This is a genomic window from Halobacillus massiliensis, from assembly GCF_900166625.1.
Classification (GTDB): Bacteria; Bacillota; Bacilli; order Bacillales; family Halobacillaceae; genus Halobacillus_A; species Halobacillus_A massiliensis.
Map to the genome: position 1 here is coordinate 1,452,378 of NZ_LT800499.1, position 15,900 is coordinate 1,468,277.

10 protein-coding genes are annotated in these 15,900 nt (G+C 36.7%); 6 read left to right on the forward strand and 4 right to left on the reverse strand.

Annotated elements, in window-relative coordinates; genetic code table 11:
- Positions 1 to 140 precede the first annotated feature (140 nt).
- On the reverse strand, positions 141 to 2,711 hold the full coding sequence (locus B7E06_RS07175; protein ID WP_082233330.1) for an SH3 domain-containing protein: 2,571 nt from the start codon (positions 2,709 to 2,711) through the stop codon (positions 141 to 143).
- A 373-nt stretch (positions 2,712 to 3,084) separates the two neighbouring features.
- Here B7E06_RS07175 and B7E06_RS07180 point away from each other — a divergent pair, with 373 nt between their 5' ends.
- From B7E06_RS07180 to tagH, 4 genes are all read left to right on the forward strand, one after another.
- Positions 3,085 to 5,910, forward strand: coding sequence for a CDP-glycerol glycerophosphotransferase family protein (locus tag B7E06_RS07180; RefSeq protein WP_082233331.1), 2,826 nt, complete (start codon positions 3,085 to 3,087; stop codon positions 5,908 to 5,910).
- 28 nt (positions 5,911 to 5,938) lie between these two features.
- A complete protein-coding gene (locus B7E06_RS22230) occupies positions 5,939 to 7,984 on the forward strand; it encodes a CDP-glycerol glycerophosphotransferase family protein (RefSeq protein ID WP_082233332.1) in 2,046 nt (681 codons plus the stop codon).
- 80 nt (positions 7,985 to 8,064) lie between these two features.
- A complete protein-coding gene (locus B7E06_RS07190; protein ID WP_082233333.1) occupies positions 8,065 to 8,883 on the forward strand; it encodes an ABC transporter permease in 819 nt (272 codons plus the stop codon).
- A 15-nt stretch (positions 8,884 to 8,898) separates the two neighbouring features.
- Entirely contained in the window at positions 8,899 to 9,705 is an 807-nt protein-coding gene (gene tagH, locus B7E06_RS07195) for a teichoic acids export ABC transporter ATP-binding subunit TagH (protein WP_082233334.1), read from the forward strand.
- Between the two features lie 21 nt (positions 9,706 to 9,726).
- Here the strand turns inward: tagH and B7E06_RS07200 are convergent, their stop codons facing one another.
- From B7E06_RS07200 to B7E06_RS07210, 3 genes are read right to left on the reverse strand one after another with little or no spacing between them, the layout of a single operon-like run.
- On the reverse strand, positions 9,727 to 10,905 hold the full coding sequence (locus B7E06_RS07200) for a glycosyltransferase family 4 protein (RefSeq protein ID WP_082233335.1): 1,179 nt from the start codon (positions 10,903 to 10,905) through the stop codon (positions 9,727 to 9,729).
- Positions 10,902 to 12,422, reverse strand: coding sequence for a murein biosynthesis integral membrane protein MurJ (gene murJ, locus B7E06_RS07205; RefSeq protein WP_082233336.1), 1,521 nt, complete (start codon positions 12,420 to 12,422; stop codon positions 10,902 to 10,904). Before murJ ends, B7E06_RS07200 begins: the two co-directional genes overlap by 4 nt.
- Positions 12,409 to 13,860 carry an O-antigen ligase family protein gene (locus B7E06_RS07210; RefSeq protein WP_082233337.1) on the reverse strand — a complete coding sequence of 484 codons (1,452 nt, stop codon included), beginning with the start codon at positions 13,858 to 13,860 and terminating at the stop codon, positions 12,409 to 12,411. The genes murJ and B7E06_RS07210 overlap by 14 nt, the downstream gene beginning before the upstream one ends.
- 138 nt (positions 13,861 to 13,998) lie before the next feature.
- On the opposite strand from B7E06_RS07210, the gene B7E06_RS07215 reads away from it, so the two are divergent.
- Entirely contained in the window at positions 13,999 to 14,730 is a 732-nt protein-coding gene (locus B7E06_RS07215; protein ID WP_082233338.1) for a WecB/TagA/CpsF family glycosyltransferase, read from the forward strand.
- A 36-nt stretch (positions 14,731 to 14,766) separates the two neighbouring features.
- Positions 14,767 to 15,885, forward strand: a complete 1,119-nt coding sequence (locus B7E06_RS07220; protein WP_082233339.1) for a glycosyltransferase — start codon at positions 14,767 to 14,769, stop codon at positions 15,883 to 15,885.
- Positions 15,886 to 15,900 lie beyond the last annotated feature (15 nt).

Consider the following 15,900-nt stretch of genomic DNA (forward strand, 5'->3'; position numbering starts at 1 on the left):
TTTCAATTTCCTTATTATAGAGAAACGGTTCCCTCAAAATAGCTTGTTTTTAAAGGGCGCCCCGTAAGGATACTCGGGCTGAAAACATTCTCGATATTTAAAAAAAGCAGTTCTCCTAGGAGAACTGCTTTTTACATTTTCTACTTCTCGATGATGTAGTTATTATTGATACCACTGCTTGACCATGCTGTGGATCCATTGAAATGGATTTGATACCATTCTTTATTTTTAATAAGGTTATTTCGGTTATCCAAAACACCTGCAACCAGATCTCCAGTTTGAATAGAACCTACTGGAGCATAAGAAACAGAGGCACCAGATCTTACGTTTAAATTACTTACTTTAACTTCCAAAAGATTAAGTGAATCAATATAATCTCCACTGACCCATCCTTTATTACCGTCAGAAGAGATTTCATACCATGAACCGTTTGTTCCTAATACATCGACGTTACTGCCAGAAGGTATCGTAGCTATAACTGAATCACTAGTAGATGGCCCTTTTCTTACATTTAGATTAGAACCAGGATTTACCGTGACTACTCCCTTAACATTCTCAGGATAATCTATATAAGTTCGAGAAGGCGGACTCGGATCAGGCTCAGGAGTTGAAGAAGGCTGTCCTACATATGCCGGTACATCGTAAACTAATGCATAATTATCTAATGCATCATAAATATTAGCAATAGTTTTTGTTTGAATTTCGGCCCAAGCAACATGGGTAGCATATTGATGGTGGCCCGGGGAGTCAGGGTTCCATCGCATTTTATAGAGAGTGTCCTGTCCGCTGTGTACATAATTAACGGATACGAATTTGGCTCCGCCAATTATTGCGGACTCAGGTGTAAACCACCCCTCATTAAATGCTCTCTTTGCTCCGCCTGAAACCGGTGCATTGTCAACGGCACCAATACCATAAACGTTGTAGACAGTATGCGTTTTGTTACTTTCAGAAACCACATTGCCATTCCTGTCTACTGGAACTCCTCTTGCTAACGTAGAAGTGCCATAACCAGTTTCATGAATAGCATGAGAAATCAAATAAGCTTCATTAATACCGTGAACCTTGCCTGCTTCTATAAACGAAGATGCTTTTCCTTTTAGTACTCCAGCATTATAGAGAACCTTACTGTTCGTTTCTGCAGCATCCAATCCAGCTGGCTGTGACAATTTTAAAAACTGATAATAACTTGAGGAATTCTTGTCGAAGTTATCAGGATTTAAATAAAAAGCCACTTGTTCTCTGGAAGCGGAAATTCTTCCTGCTCCATCAGCTTTTGGTGTTCTTGTCATTTGAACATCCAAAACATCATTAAAGTTATGATTATAATTTGTTATTTCATAGTTTAATTTTTCTATACTAACTTGATTTTTGTGAATATATCCTTTTTTATTCTGACCATTTATATATGCCTCAGCTTCGAACCAGTTATTGCTGAAGGTTTTGATGTTTAGAATTTCGTTTTTATCGTATACATGCACAATATTTGATTGCTTCGATGCTCTTTCATACATAATGGTTTGATTTTCAGCTGCCAGACCGCTGATTTTTTCCTGGTCGCTTTTCAGGTTATCGACGTGCGATTTTGCGATAAATCCAATGTGGGGTTTTGAGTTTAAATATACTGTAGCTTCATACCAGTTAGGTGAAAAATCTCTGTATTGAAGAATTGTTCCCTGCTCATATGTTTTTAATTTCTTAGAGCTTGTGGAAGTCTCGTTGAATACATGAGTTGGTGCTTCTAAACCAATTCCCTTGTGAGTATTATCCCCATGAGAAGGTTTTCGGACATGGCTTTTATGAATATATCCTGTTTTTTTAACTCCATTTACACCTTTTTCGACAATGTACCAGTCGTTAGAATAGGCTTTAAATGAGAGAGTGGTTCCTTCTGGAAAAGCCTTTATAACATGAGAATTGGTGCTTGCATCAGCATAGACGTTAGTCTGTTCCAATATAGAAATGCCTGTATCTTCTGCACCATGTTTTTCCCCGGTTTCTACATGGCTTTTATGAATGTAGCCGGTTTTTCGCTCATGATTGATAATAACTGTAGCCTCATACCAATCATTTAAATATGATTTATACAAAAGAATCCTTCCGTATGGATAAGATTTTAAAACCTTGGAACCTGTGTCAGCCTTAGAATAAACATTTGTTTTATTTTGCAGAGCAATTCCTGTAAAATCTTCTTGTTCCTCCACGGCTGTCTCTACATGACTTTTGTGAATATATCCTGTATGAGGCTGGTAGTTTAAATACACGGTGGTTTCATACCAATCATGAGAGAAAGTTTTATACTTGAGAATAGAGCCTTGCCCATATGATTTTAAAGCTTTAGAGTCAATATTTGCTTTATCATACACGCTAACGACACTATTAATAGCCCGGCCTTGTAGGCCGTGCTGTTTATTTACTGAATTGTTAACATCGTCTTTATGTATATACCCGGTGTAAGCCTTATAGTTCAAATATACAGTAGCAATATACCAGTTATTGCTATGCGGTTTATATCGGAGAATAGAACCTTTTGTATATTGTTTAAGGACTTTAGAACTTTTACTTTCTATACTATAGACTTTTGTAGGTTCCTTAAGAGCAACACCTCTTATTTCACCTTCTGCTGCAACTTTCTCAATCATTGGTGTTACTGATAATAATGGAACAAAGAACAGTGCAGCCAAAAAAAACTTTAAAAAGCTTAAACTCATCTACTTTTTTTCCTCCTAGTTTCTTAGGTTTTCATTTTTTACACTTTAAGGAGTTATGACATAGGCCTCACCCTCTCCAAAGTATTTAAAGCATATGAAAAAATGAAATAGGAAAAAAGTAGAGATAGTACATATCTATTACTATTTATCTATTTATTTCATGGTGTTCATTATTATGGACATAGTATATCACTATGTTACAAATAAATGAATGAAATATTACGAAAAATGATAGAATTTGTCTATTTATGTCGTCACGGTAAAATTGAAGGCTGTAATAACCCTTCTTATTTGAAAAGTTGATAGAGTCTAAATATAAGGTTAAAATAACCGTTATGAGAATTTTTTGTAGTTGATCGGGGGAGATAGCGATATGGAAGTCCTTAAAAAAGCTTTGGCTTTCTTTTTAGAAAATGAAGATAAAGATAAAAAAAATTCCTTGGAGCCCTTTGAGCCTTCAGATGTAGAAATTAAAAACATTCAATTACATAAAGAAGTAATGGATATTCATTTGTCAAATATCCCAAAGGAAACAAATGTCGAAGTATGGGTCGTGAATATGGGGAATAAAGAAGTAGTAAAAAAGATAAAAGTTACTTCACACTCTAAGGCAATTCTGGACCTGAAAAGTTTATGTGTGAACGGTAAGTATGCATTTTATTTAACTGCAGAGCAAAAAAAATTCCGGTTAAAACCTTCTAAGGCTTTCCGAATGTATCTGACAGACTGGTCTTTTGCTAAAGAATTAAATGACTTCTTGATTGTCCCGTATGTAACGATAAAAAACAATTTCAGCTTGGAAGTCATGGATCCTCATTATTATAAAACTTCGAAGAAACTGCCTCATGTTTTAGAGTTAATTAGTGAAGGAAAAGGGAATATTTTACTCGAAGGTAAGGTTTATGCAGAAGAAAAGTATTTAAATGATTTGGAATTAATGATGAGAAAGAGAGGATCGGATCTCGAATATCATTTTCCTGTTGAAAGAGATGGAATGAAATGGCGAACAGCTATAGACTTTGCTTTTTTAAAACCCTCTAAAGGAATTTGGGATTATTACTTAAAGATTAATAGTGACAGTTTTCGAATAAATGTAGTCCAAAACAGTAATTTAAATCAGTTAGAAAATGTGTTTTCTGCCAGAAGAGAAGCAAGAGTAAATAACTTTTATATAACAAAAAATAACTACTTGTCTTCAAAGATCCAGGCTTCAGTTATTTATATGGACAGAATTGAAGCGAAAATTTCAGGCGGCTGTAAAGTGAAGTGTACGGGTGTTTTAGAAAGTTCTTTAATTAAGAATGCAACCGGTAAGGAAGAGGTTTCTATTTTGACCCGGAACTATAATGAAAGAATTACTGTGCCTGTAAAACTGAGAAAAATAACTGAAGAACTTTTTGATTATTCGTTTGAAATAGATTATCGAGAGTTAATTCCAGAGAATAATGAGACACAAAGGTGGGATGTTTTTTTAACACTCCCTTTTAAAAACGACAGCCAAATGGTCCGTTTTAAAGTGGATTGTGAACAATTGGCTTACCAGTCAAGGGTGAAATGGGACTGTGGCTCAATATATCAAATTTACTTATATTCCACCGTAAATAAACATTTATCAATTGTCTTTAAGGATCTTAGTGTAGAACGTGAAATAACAAATATGTCATTAAGAGATCAAAGGATAAAACTAGATGGTTACGCTTATTTAGACACAATAGAGTGGAGAAATAAAGAAGATGTTAAGAGGGAACTGGTTATCAGAGACCGGGAAACAGAAAATGAATACGTTCTCCCATTAAAAGGTGTAAAAAATAACTTTCAAAGTCACGGTTATTGTTATAACTATAGTGGTTTCGAACTTGAATTAAACTTAAACTGTTTTATAAACCTTGGAAATGGCAATAAAAAGATATTTGACTTTTTTATTAGGTTCCATTATAAGGACAATATAAAGGAAAGAAGATTAGGAAATAAATTATTTGATTACTATAAGGACGATATAATTGATCGAATAATTATAGAGAAAGAAACCTTTAATGAAATTGCTTATTTAACTTATACTCCTAGTGGAAATGTTAAATTAGAAGTGAACAGAGTACCACACGAAGCAATGAAATATTTATCAGAAGAGTATTGGGATCAGCTGGGAGAAGATATTTGGCTCATTGGCGAGCGCTCCAACACTGCTCAAGATACCGGATACCATTTTTTTAAATATTGCCGAGAAATGTATCCTGAAAAAAAAGTTTATTATGCTATTGATCCTGATTCAAATGAAATCGAAAATGTGTCATCATTAGGAAATGTACTTTATATAGGGAGTATTGACCATTATAAAATCGCTGCTAAAGCTAGTGCATTTATTGGGTCCCATGATTTAGAGTATTTTCTTCCAGCCAAAGCTATCGAATTCGAATCCTACAAAAAAGGAAAAAGGATTTTTCTCCAACATGGTGTTCTGGGAAGAAAAAACGTAGAGTACCATAAAGCATTTTATAGATATCCTTTTAATGTATTTTGTGTCAGTTCAACTTCCGAAAAAAATTTAGTTGTTAATAAACTTGGATATGATAAAGAAGATGTTGCAATAACTGGCCTTACTCGCTTTGACAATTTAGTAAATAAAAAGACTAATAAAAATTCTATCTTATTTATTCCAACTTGGAGAGATTGGTTGCTGACTGAAGATCAATTCTTAGAATCAAATTACTTTAAAAAGTATAAAGGTCTTTTAAATCATCCAAAGCTCCATAGTCTCCTGGATACTCATAATGTGGAACTTACATTTTTCCCCCATTATCGAATGCAGCCTTTTGTAGAACATTTTGACTTTGCTCACAACAAAATTAATGTCGTAAAATTGGGCGAGAAGGATGTCCAGAATTTGTTGCTGGAGAATGATTTAATGGTTACTGATTATTCATCCGTTTCTTTCGATTTTAACTATATGGATAAGCCTGTACTGTTTTATCATTTTGACCGAGAATCTTTTTTTCGCAAAGGATTATTACGTCCTATCGAGGAAACATTCGTCGGCGATATTTGCTTTACGGAAGATTTTTTGTTAAAAAAACTCAAAAGTTATATTGAAAATGGATTTCAAGAAAAAGAACTTTTTTTGAATAAGAAACACTTAATATTTGATAGAACAGATTTAAACAATTGTGAAAGAGTGTACAATGAAGTTACAGACCAAATATAAATCTTGAAAAGAAAGGGTTTTGAATCATATGAAAAATAGGTTTAAGCCGTTTATAGCCGATGTAAAGTGGCACAAAGAAGGGAATTTCTCATTATATGTTCCTATTTCAGCAGAAGATAATAAAGTTAATCGTTTAATTTTAATTAACCGCCAATCTTACCAGGAGATTAATATTCCGATCTCTGAGAAAAATGTAAATGAAAATGTTAGACTTTTATACGGAATTCTAGATTACAATAAATGGAAAAATAAATTACAAGAGGGAGAATTCTGGGATCTTTACTTACAAAATGGTGAAGGTAATCACAGGTTAAGTTCCCCTAATTTTGCAATAGAGTACGCCCGAGTAAAAGAAGCAGAGTCTGGGAAGACCTTTCATCCATATCTTACTAAGAAAAATAATGTCTCCTTCAGATTCAGTGAAATCGATTTCTTTGCCGGTATTAATAGTGTAGTTGTAACAGATGAAGGAAAGCTTTCCCTCATTGGAAAAGTAGAAAAAGCAGCTTTTAAAGAAAAAGATGAAGTGAATTTATTAATTACTGATTCCGTGGATTTGGAAACTAGACTACCAGTGAATATGATCAATCAAAACGATGCTTCACTAGCTGAATTTGAAGTGGAAGTGGATCTCTCTGAATTACACACTGGAGAACTACCAAATTATTTGAAGTTTTCTATTGAAATCGAAACAACTGACGGTAATCAAACAATGTGGAGAGAATCGCCTCGACTCAAATTTTTTGGAAAAACAAAGCTTGAAAAGACATACCAGAAAACGATTGAGAGGACTGAGATAAAATTCAAGGTCGCTTCAACTAAAGTAATGAACTACCTTACCCTTCATATTGTAGAAAATAACGTAATTAAAGAGTCTTTGAGGTTAGCAGAAAATAAGATTATAAAGATCAGAAGAGGAAAGAAAGCTCTTGATTTTTACAAAGTAGTTTTCCAATTGTTCAGTTATCTGCCAAGTAAGAAAGAATTAGTAGTGTTTGAAAGTTTCCATGGAAAACAGTACAGTGATAGTCCGAGAGCAATTTATGAGTATATGAAAGAACAGACTCCTTCTTATGAGCTTATATGGAGTGCGGACCGCCGCCATTATAGTGAGTTTGTTGAAAAAGGACTCCCTGTCGTAAGACGTTTTTCTTTAAAGTGGCTTCTTGTTATGACGAGAGCGGGGTATTGGGTGACAAATACCCGGCTGCCTAACTGGCTGCCTAAACCTAAAGGTACAGAGTACGTACAGACATGGCATGGTACGCCGCTTAAACGGTTAGCTGCAGATATGGATGAAGTTCATATGCCGGGAACAAATACTCTTAAATATAAGAGCAATTTTGTTAAAGAAGCGAACAAATGGGATTATCTTGTAGCACCAAATGAATATTCTAGTGAAATCTTTAAGAGCGCCTTCTTATTTGGTAAGAATATGATTGAGTCCGGTTACCCTAGAAATGATTATTTATATAAAGAAAATAAGCCGGAGACAATACGTGAGCTTAAACGTCAACTAAATCTTCCAGAAGATAAAAAGATTGTTCTTTATGCACCGACCTGGCGGGATAACCAATTCTATCAGCGCGGGAAGTACAAATTTGACTTGAGCCTGGATCTTCAGGAAATGAAGAACAAGCTTGGCGACGAGTATATAGTGGTGCTTCGTATGCATTATTTAATTGCAGAGAATTTTGACCTCGGTCCATTTGAAGGTTTTGCATATGATTTCTCTAAGCACGAAGACATTAGAGATTTATATTTAATATCTGATGTTTTAATTACAGACTATTCTTCTGTGTTTTTCGATTATGCGAATTTGAGAAGACCGATTATTTTCTACGTGTATGATATTGATGAATATCGTGACAGTTTACGAGGATTCTACCTTAATCTTGAGAAAGAAGCTCCTGGCCCATTAACTAAGACAACTTCTGAAGTTATTGAGTCGATAAAAAAATTCGAACAGAATAATTACAAGCTTGATGATTCTTTCGAAGCATTTTATGAAAGATTCTGTGCATGGGAAGAAGGAGAATCTTCTAAACGAGTAGTTGAAACAGTTTTTGAGTAATCCTGCTTGTTGTTTTTCTTGAGAATCCTTAGTATAATTTGACGGGTGTAATGATCTTTAGGATTAAGGAAGGTACCATTATGAAGTCTGCTTTAACCGTGTTAAAAGAACAGATTAAATATTTTTATTTAGTGAGACGGTTATCTTTATATGAGTTAAAAAGCTCAAATAATAATAATTACCTGGGGATGCTCTGGGAGCTTTTAAATCCAGGAATCCAGATAGCAATCTTCTGGTTTGTGTTTGGTTTTGGTATAAGAGGTAACAGAGTTGGTGAGGGAGGAATGGATTTCTTCCCCTGGATGCTTTCTGGAATCGTTGTCTGGTTTATGATCCATCAGGGGCTGATCCAGGCTTCGAAGTCGATTTATACTAAAATTAAAATGCTCTCTAAAATGAACTTCCCAATGAGTGTTATACCGAGCTATGTTATATTTTCAAAATTTTATCCGCATTTATTGCTGCTGGCTGTTGTTATGGTAATTTTAAACATTTATGGTTTCACAGTAAGTATATACTATATTCAATTGCCTTTATATATGTTTGGAGTATTGATTTTGCTTTATTCTATCTCATTAATTACTTCAACTTTGTCAACGATTGTAAGAGACGTACAGATGTTCCTGCAGGCTACTTTGAGAATGCTTTTATATTTATCACCCATTTTGTGGGACATCAGCCAATTTAGTGAAGAGTTTAACTGGCTAAAGATAGTTATGCAGATTAATCCTTTCTATTATGTCGTGGAAGCCTATAGGACTTCACTTTTAGGACAGGGCTGGTATTTTATAGAAGAATGGCAGTATACGTTGTATTTTGTTTCTCTAATTGCTGTGCTATTCATAATAGGTTCTGCACTGCATGTGAAGTTCAGACGGCACTTTATTGATTTTCTATAAAACGGAAGTGATGATATGGCTAAATCAGTCATTGTTAAAGATGTATCTAAAAAATATAAGCTCTTTTCTAATCCACGTGAACGAATGCTGGATCTGATTGTGCCGCGTAAATCTTATGGCGAAGACTTTTATGCACTACAGAATGTCAGCTTCGATGTAGAAGAGGGAGATATCGTTGGGTTTGTCGGTGTAAATGGTTCTGGTAAATCCACTTTATCTAATATTATTGCCGGAATTGTACCTGAAACGACAGGCTCAGTAGAAGTGAAAGGACAGGCTGCTTTAATTGCTGTTAATTCTGGTCTAGATAATAAACTGACAGGCCGGGAGAATATAGAATTGAAACTCCTTATGCTTGGTTTCAGTAAGACAGAAATCAAGGACCTTGAAGATGAAATTATAGATTTTGCTGAAATTGAGAAGTTTATTGATCAGCCAGTAAAATCATACTCCAGTGGAATGAAATCCCGCTTAGGGTTTGCTATTTCCGTAAATGTGGATCCTGATGTGCTTATCATAGATGAAGCCCTTTCTGTAGGAGACAAAGCATTTGCTGAAAAAAGCTTGAACAAAATGTACGAGTTTAAAGAGAGTGGTAAAACAATGTTCTTTGTCAGCCACTCTATTGGACAAATGAAAAAGTTCTGTGAAAAGGTTTTATGGCTCGAATTTGGAGAAGTTAAAGAATACGGGCCTGCTAAGGATGTCCTCGAACACTATGAGGAATTTCTTGAAAGGTACAAGAAAATGTCCAAGAAAGAAAAGAAAGAATACAAAGAAGAAGTCACCCGTAGACAAAGTGGCATAAAGGCCACTTCATAAATATCACTATTAAGCACCCCTCTACTTAGAGGAGGTGCTTTGTTTTTGTATAGCTTTTTTATAAATCTCCAGGAACTTTTGGGAAGCCGAATTATGGGAATAAAGCTGCATAATTTTCTGCTGAGCCCTGTTTGCCATATCTTTTGCTTGAAGAGGGTTATCAAGTAAATAGAGAATATGATGAACCAGCTCTTTTTCATCACGATCTCTAAAAAGCAATCCGTCTAACCGGTGATCAATTAATTCTTTAAGTCCTCCTACAGCGCCTGCGATGACAGGAGTCCCAGAACCCATTGCTTCCAAAGCGGAAATCGAAGTAGCTTCCTCGACCCCGTGTGAATGAACGCTAGGAATAAGAGTGATTTGGGCTGCATGATAGAGGTCTACCATTTGAGAATGAGCTACAGATCCCAGCATAAACACATGGTTTTCAAGATTATATTCTGCTGTCTTTTTCTTTATGGCCTTAAACTGTTCTCCAGTTCCTGCGTATACGAGGACGACTTCAGGATGTCTCTTTATAATCTCCCTTAGAGCAAGTAGCGGATAAATCACCCCGTTCTTCTCAGTCAGCCTTCGTGGTACGAACAGTATGGCAGCTTCGGCAGGTAGACCAAGCTTTTTCCTCACGTCATTTGGTGTCTTAAGAAAAGGCTCTGGATCTATAAAGTTTCGAATGACGGTAGCATCTCTTTCGGAGACCTTTTTTACATAATCTTTAATTCGTTGATCTACTGTTATGTTAGCGATGCTTCGAGAGTATGCTTCTAGTTCTATTTTTTTGAGTTCTTCTGCTTCTGAACTGTCCGGTTTAATTGCACCTCTGCTAATCGCTTCATAGGTGTAGTAGCCATGAACGGTAGCGACAACAGGGAGTTTCGTTTCTAATGCGGCTAGTGTCGCGAAAACGTCTTGAGAATTTATAATATCGTAGTGCGATTGCTGCTCTTTAATTAACTCAGCTAGTAGCTGCATCCGCTTTTTGTCATTCACCAGCTGCCCTTTGCCTTTATTAAGCTTATTGATTACGTATCCCGGTCCTTGAGCGATAAACTTCTTTTTCCAGCTGGGAATATTTGAAAAGGACAGCACATCTGCCGAATGGCCGTTGGCTTCCAAGCCTTTTTTTAATGTAGATACATGTGTAGCCAGGCCGCCTTCATGCGGGTAGTCAAAAATGGTTGTAAGTAGTATTCTCAAGACGTTTCCCTCCTTTTAAATAAATGAGCAAGTTCTTCTCTTACAAAGGTAAGATTGAACAGTTTCAACAAAAGCAGATAAAAAGCAAACGTAATAATTGTAAGACTTATTAGCTGAATCCAGGGGTTTTGGAAAGATGCTGTATTCGAGAACAGAACAGCACTAGCTGTTATTATAATGAAGACACAGGCAAGCTTTATCCAATCTTCTCGATAAGCGGCTATTCTTTGTAAGGAAGCTCTCTGTTTAAGAGTATGAAAAAGATAAATCGATTGAAACAGCATCGACAGGCTTGTAGCAAATGCTACTCCGCCTACACCGAAAATAGGAGCAAGGCTTAAACTGAAGATAATATTAATTCCTACTCCATAAATGCATGATCTTAGTGCTGTTTGATTTGCTTTTATCGCATAAACACTGTTTATCAAGTAGTCTCTTATCGCAAAAAAAGGAAGGGCGACAGAGAAAAATAAAAAAGCAATAGTAGTTAGCGAAACAGCCTTCTGATTAAATGCTCCTCTTTCAAAAGCAACAGATACTAGAGTCTGTGCTTCTGCAGTCATAACCGCCATCACAGGAATTGAAAATATAAGGATTACAGTTATGCCTCTGTAAACGAGTCGAAAATACTCCGTTTTATTTCTGGCAGCCAGTTTAGCCAGCTGTGGATACAGTATAGTCGTTACAGGCATTAGAAGAATACTTAGCGGCAGCCATAGCAGGCGGTTGCCATAGTTAAGTGCAGAAACGCTTCCTTCTTCAAGGAAGGAAGTAACAATACGATCGACCACACCATTTAACTGGACAAACAATGAGGCTAGAATAATCGGCCAGAATGGTTTAATGACTTGTTTGATAGCCGGCCATTCTTTCCAGGGCATTATAAAGATCGTCTCATTATGTTGGGGGCGGATCCATGGCCATTGGATGATAATTTGTAAAATGCTTCCGATCAATACTCCCCATGCCAGCCCATAAATTCCCAGCCAATTGTATAAGGCAAACATAAAAATGATAATGCCGAGATTGTTGACGATCGGCGCCCACGCAGGAGGAGCAAATTTCCCGTTTGCGTGCAGCAGGCCTTGAGCGAGCGATTGGGCCGTCATAAATAAAAGTGAGGGCAGCATAATCAGTGTCAAGATTGCGGCTACATGCTGGTCGGCGGCCTCAAATCCAGGGGCAAACAGGAAAACAAGCGGCTGAACTAAAACCATGGCAATAAGCGTCAAACCAAATGAAACTAGAAGGAAAAATGTGCCCAGCCTTCTAATAAGAAGAGAGGCATGGGCAGGAGACCTTTCTTTCTCACTGATGTACAGGGGGATGATCCCCGCTTGAATTCCTGTGCCAAGGGCAGTAAAAAGAATGGTAGGAATTAAGTAAGCTACGAAAAATATATCTGCTGTTTGACTGGCGCCAAATAAAGAAGCAATCAAGGCCTCTCGGAAAAAACCTAGTATCTTCCCAAAAGCCGACAGGATAGTAACCATTCCAAAAAGTTTAATCCATTTCATAATTAGTCTCCATACTTTGTTTGTTTAATATGTATCCTATTATGAAATAGAAGTAAAGAGTAAATGTTTTATCTTCAAGGATGTTATAAAATAATCCTGCCGTCAAAAGTACGGTGACCGCACTTAAGCTTATCGCTCTCCAAAGTCTGTGTTTGATTTTCCAAAGCTTGTAGACAAGGCATCCAAAAAGTGTAAAAAAGATTAACAGTCCAATAATTCCTGTTCCTGTAAGGATGGAAATGTACTGATTATCGGCATAAAGACCTTCAGGAATTCCGTATTCCTTATAAATGGGAGAAGGGAAACTTTGCGATGCCGCGTCCCCATATGTGGCAAACCCACTGCCAATCAGCGGAGAATCAAGAAAGATCTCCGTTCCTTTTAACACTACATAGATTCTTCCCCATTCAGCACTTGCCTGCACAGTTTCACTTGCGAACATTTCTTTAAAACGTTCAATAAATACATTGTTTTCTTTAACTGTGTGAGGTTCTCCTTCAGTCCGTGATTCGTTCTGTTCAGCTTGAGTCGTTTTATAAAAGTAACCATTTTCATCAATATACTCAGTGGCTGAGACGACAGGGGAGTAGATGAGAACGAAAGCGGTAATTCCATACAGGAGTAAAGGAATTGTTTTTTTCCAATAATTAATGAGAAGCAAAAAGATTACTGTTCCGGCTCCAAATGCCAGTAGGGCTCCCCTTGAAAAAGTAAGCAGTGTGGCACCTACTATAAGAACACGGACAGGAATCAGCCACCAGACTTTCTTTTTTAATAGAAAGGATAGAAAAAAGACGATTAATAAGTAAGTTGCCAGTACATTGGGATTGCCTATTAAGCCATAAATTCTCATCGCATTCGCAGAAGCTAAGTTCCATCCTGTCCATGCTTCGGGCAAAAGCCATTGTCTCAGTGTAAGCTTCTCGATAATTCCGTGAATGGACAAAGTAACAGCTGTTAAGATGGATATTAAAATGATTTGCTGAATTTCTCCTTTATTCCAGTGCATTTCTTTCGCTATAATCAGGACTAGCAGAGTGATAAGGAGAGCTCTACCTTGAAATAGTCCAGCTGTCAAAGTAATACCTGATAATAAACCAGACAATAGTCCGACCATAAAAAAGAGGGCGACAGCACCTAACCATCCATAGATACTGATAAGAGTTTTTGGAGAGTGTCGCTTCTTCAACAAAACTGCTGCAAGAATAAAAATAATCAGCGCATCTCCTAAATATGTGAGTCCATTGTTTATCTCAACTAAAAATGGACGGAATGGAAAAAATACAAATAATAGAAAGAAGCCATTTTTTTGATAAAGCAGAGTCGAACTAACAATGGCTGCTGTAACGAAATACCCGATAAACGGGTGGGGTATAATCAGACTGCAAATGATAAGAATGATATGTATGGCGAAAACCCATCCAGTGAAGCGATACATCTAAACACCCTTTTTCCAATTGTTTTTGGGAGTCTTCCCTTTATAATAAACCTATTGCTAAGTATCGACTATCTTTGAAATGTAAGAATTTTGTAAACAAAACTTTAAACTTTGTAAAAAGCAGGAAGGTGGCTTGTTATGAATAAGAATAGAGAGTATGTTGAAATTAAAGGAGTTCCTTTTTTTAGAGTAACGAATGACCAGCTTTTAAATCATCATTTATTCCCGGCGATAGATAACAAACAAAATACTTTTTTAGTAACAGCAAATCCAGAAATTGTAATGGCAGCAGAAACAGATCCTGAATATAAGAGTATCCTTCAAAATGCTGACTATGTAATTGCAGATGGGATAGGAATTGTGATTGGATCAAAGCTTATGAAAGACCCTCTTCCAGAAAGAGTTGCTGGGTTTGATGTTCTTCACCAACTATTGGAAAAGGCTTCACAAAATAATTGGAGATGCTATTTCCTCGGCAGCAGACAGGATATTCTGGATAAAGCAGTTGCTAAAATGAAAAGACGTTTTCCAGAATTAGTCGTTGCAGGCCGTCATCATGGTTATTTTGATATGAATGACACTTCTGTTGTTCAGCAGATTAAAAATAGTGCTCCAGATTTAGTATTTGTAGGATTAGGATTTCCTAATCAGGAGAAGTGGATACATAAATATCGTAATGAATTCAGTTATGGTTTATTTATGGGAGTTGGAGGGAGCTTTGACGCATGGGCCGGTCATGTAAAAAGGGCGCCAGTAATATGGCAAAAACTTAATTTAGAATGGCTTTACCGATTAATAAAACAACCGTCACGCTGGAAACGGATGTTACAATTGCCAAGGTTTATTTGGCATATTTTATTGAAAAAGTAGCATTCTAAAAATAATACGGCAGAAAGAGGGATCGTGATGAAAATTCTTCACCTTAACACAGGGAATGAAACAGGAGGCGGCATGAGTCACATTCTCTCTTTGCTAAGCACCTTAAAGCATGATGAGGTCGTACTAGGTGTTTTAGAAGAAGGAGAAATGGTGCAGCGTGCTAAAAATCTGGACATTGAAACCGTAAACTTTAATCAAGCCTTTCCTTTCGATCTTTCCGTATTGTTTCAGATTAAAAGATATATTGAAAAAAAGGACATCCAAATTGTTCATACTCACGGGCCGAGAGCAAATGTCCTTATGAAATTACTGAAGCCAACATTATCTATTCCCTGGGTTTTGACGCTGCACAGTGATCCTGATGACGACTTTATCGGGTGTGGTGTAAAGGGTGATTTTTTTACCCGTCTTCATAAACGAATGATTCGTTCTGCAGATCATTGTCTGGCGATCTCCGAAAGCTTCAAACAGCTGCTCCTTAAACTTGGAGTGCCGGATCATAAAATTTCGACTGTTTACAATGGCATTGATTTTAATGACTATCCTGAACAAGTAGCTACTAAGCAGGATTTAGGGTTTTCTAATGACGACTTTCTCATCGGAATGGTTGCCCGGCTGGAACCCGTGAAACAGCACGAAATTGCCATCCAGTCTTTTAAAGAATTGCATAAGGAACATCAAAACGCAAAGCTGTTATTAATTGGCGAAGGAACAAGAGAAGCAGATCTTCGAAACCTTTGCAGGTATTATAAAATTGAGAGGGATGTTCACTTTCTGGGGCGCAGGGAAGATGTCTCCTCTATTCTCCCTGCAATGGATGTAACAATGCTGACCTCTAAGAGCGAAAGCTTTCCACTTGTTTTACTTGAATCGGCACGAGCTCAAGTCCCTGTTATTTCTACAAGAGTAGGAGGCGTCAGCCAGCTTGTTCCGTCTTCAAAGTACGGGTGGGTGGCAGAGCCTCATCAAGTAAGTGAAGTTCTTAAACAAGCTTACCTTAGTACAGAAAGAGAAAGAATGGGACAGTGTTTTCACGATTTTGCCCGCAGCCGGTATTCGCTTAACCATCTGGCAAATCAAGTAACTAAAATATATGACTTACTTTATAAACTTCCAATTGAAGAAGAAATTGAATTCCATGTGTAAAAAGAAATAAGAGAA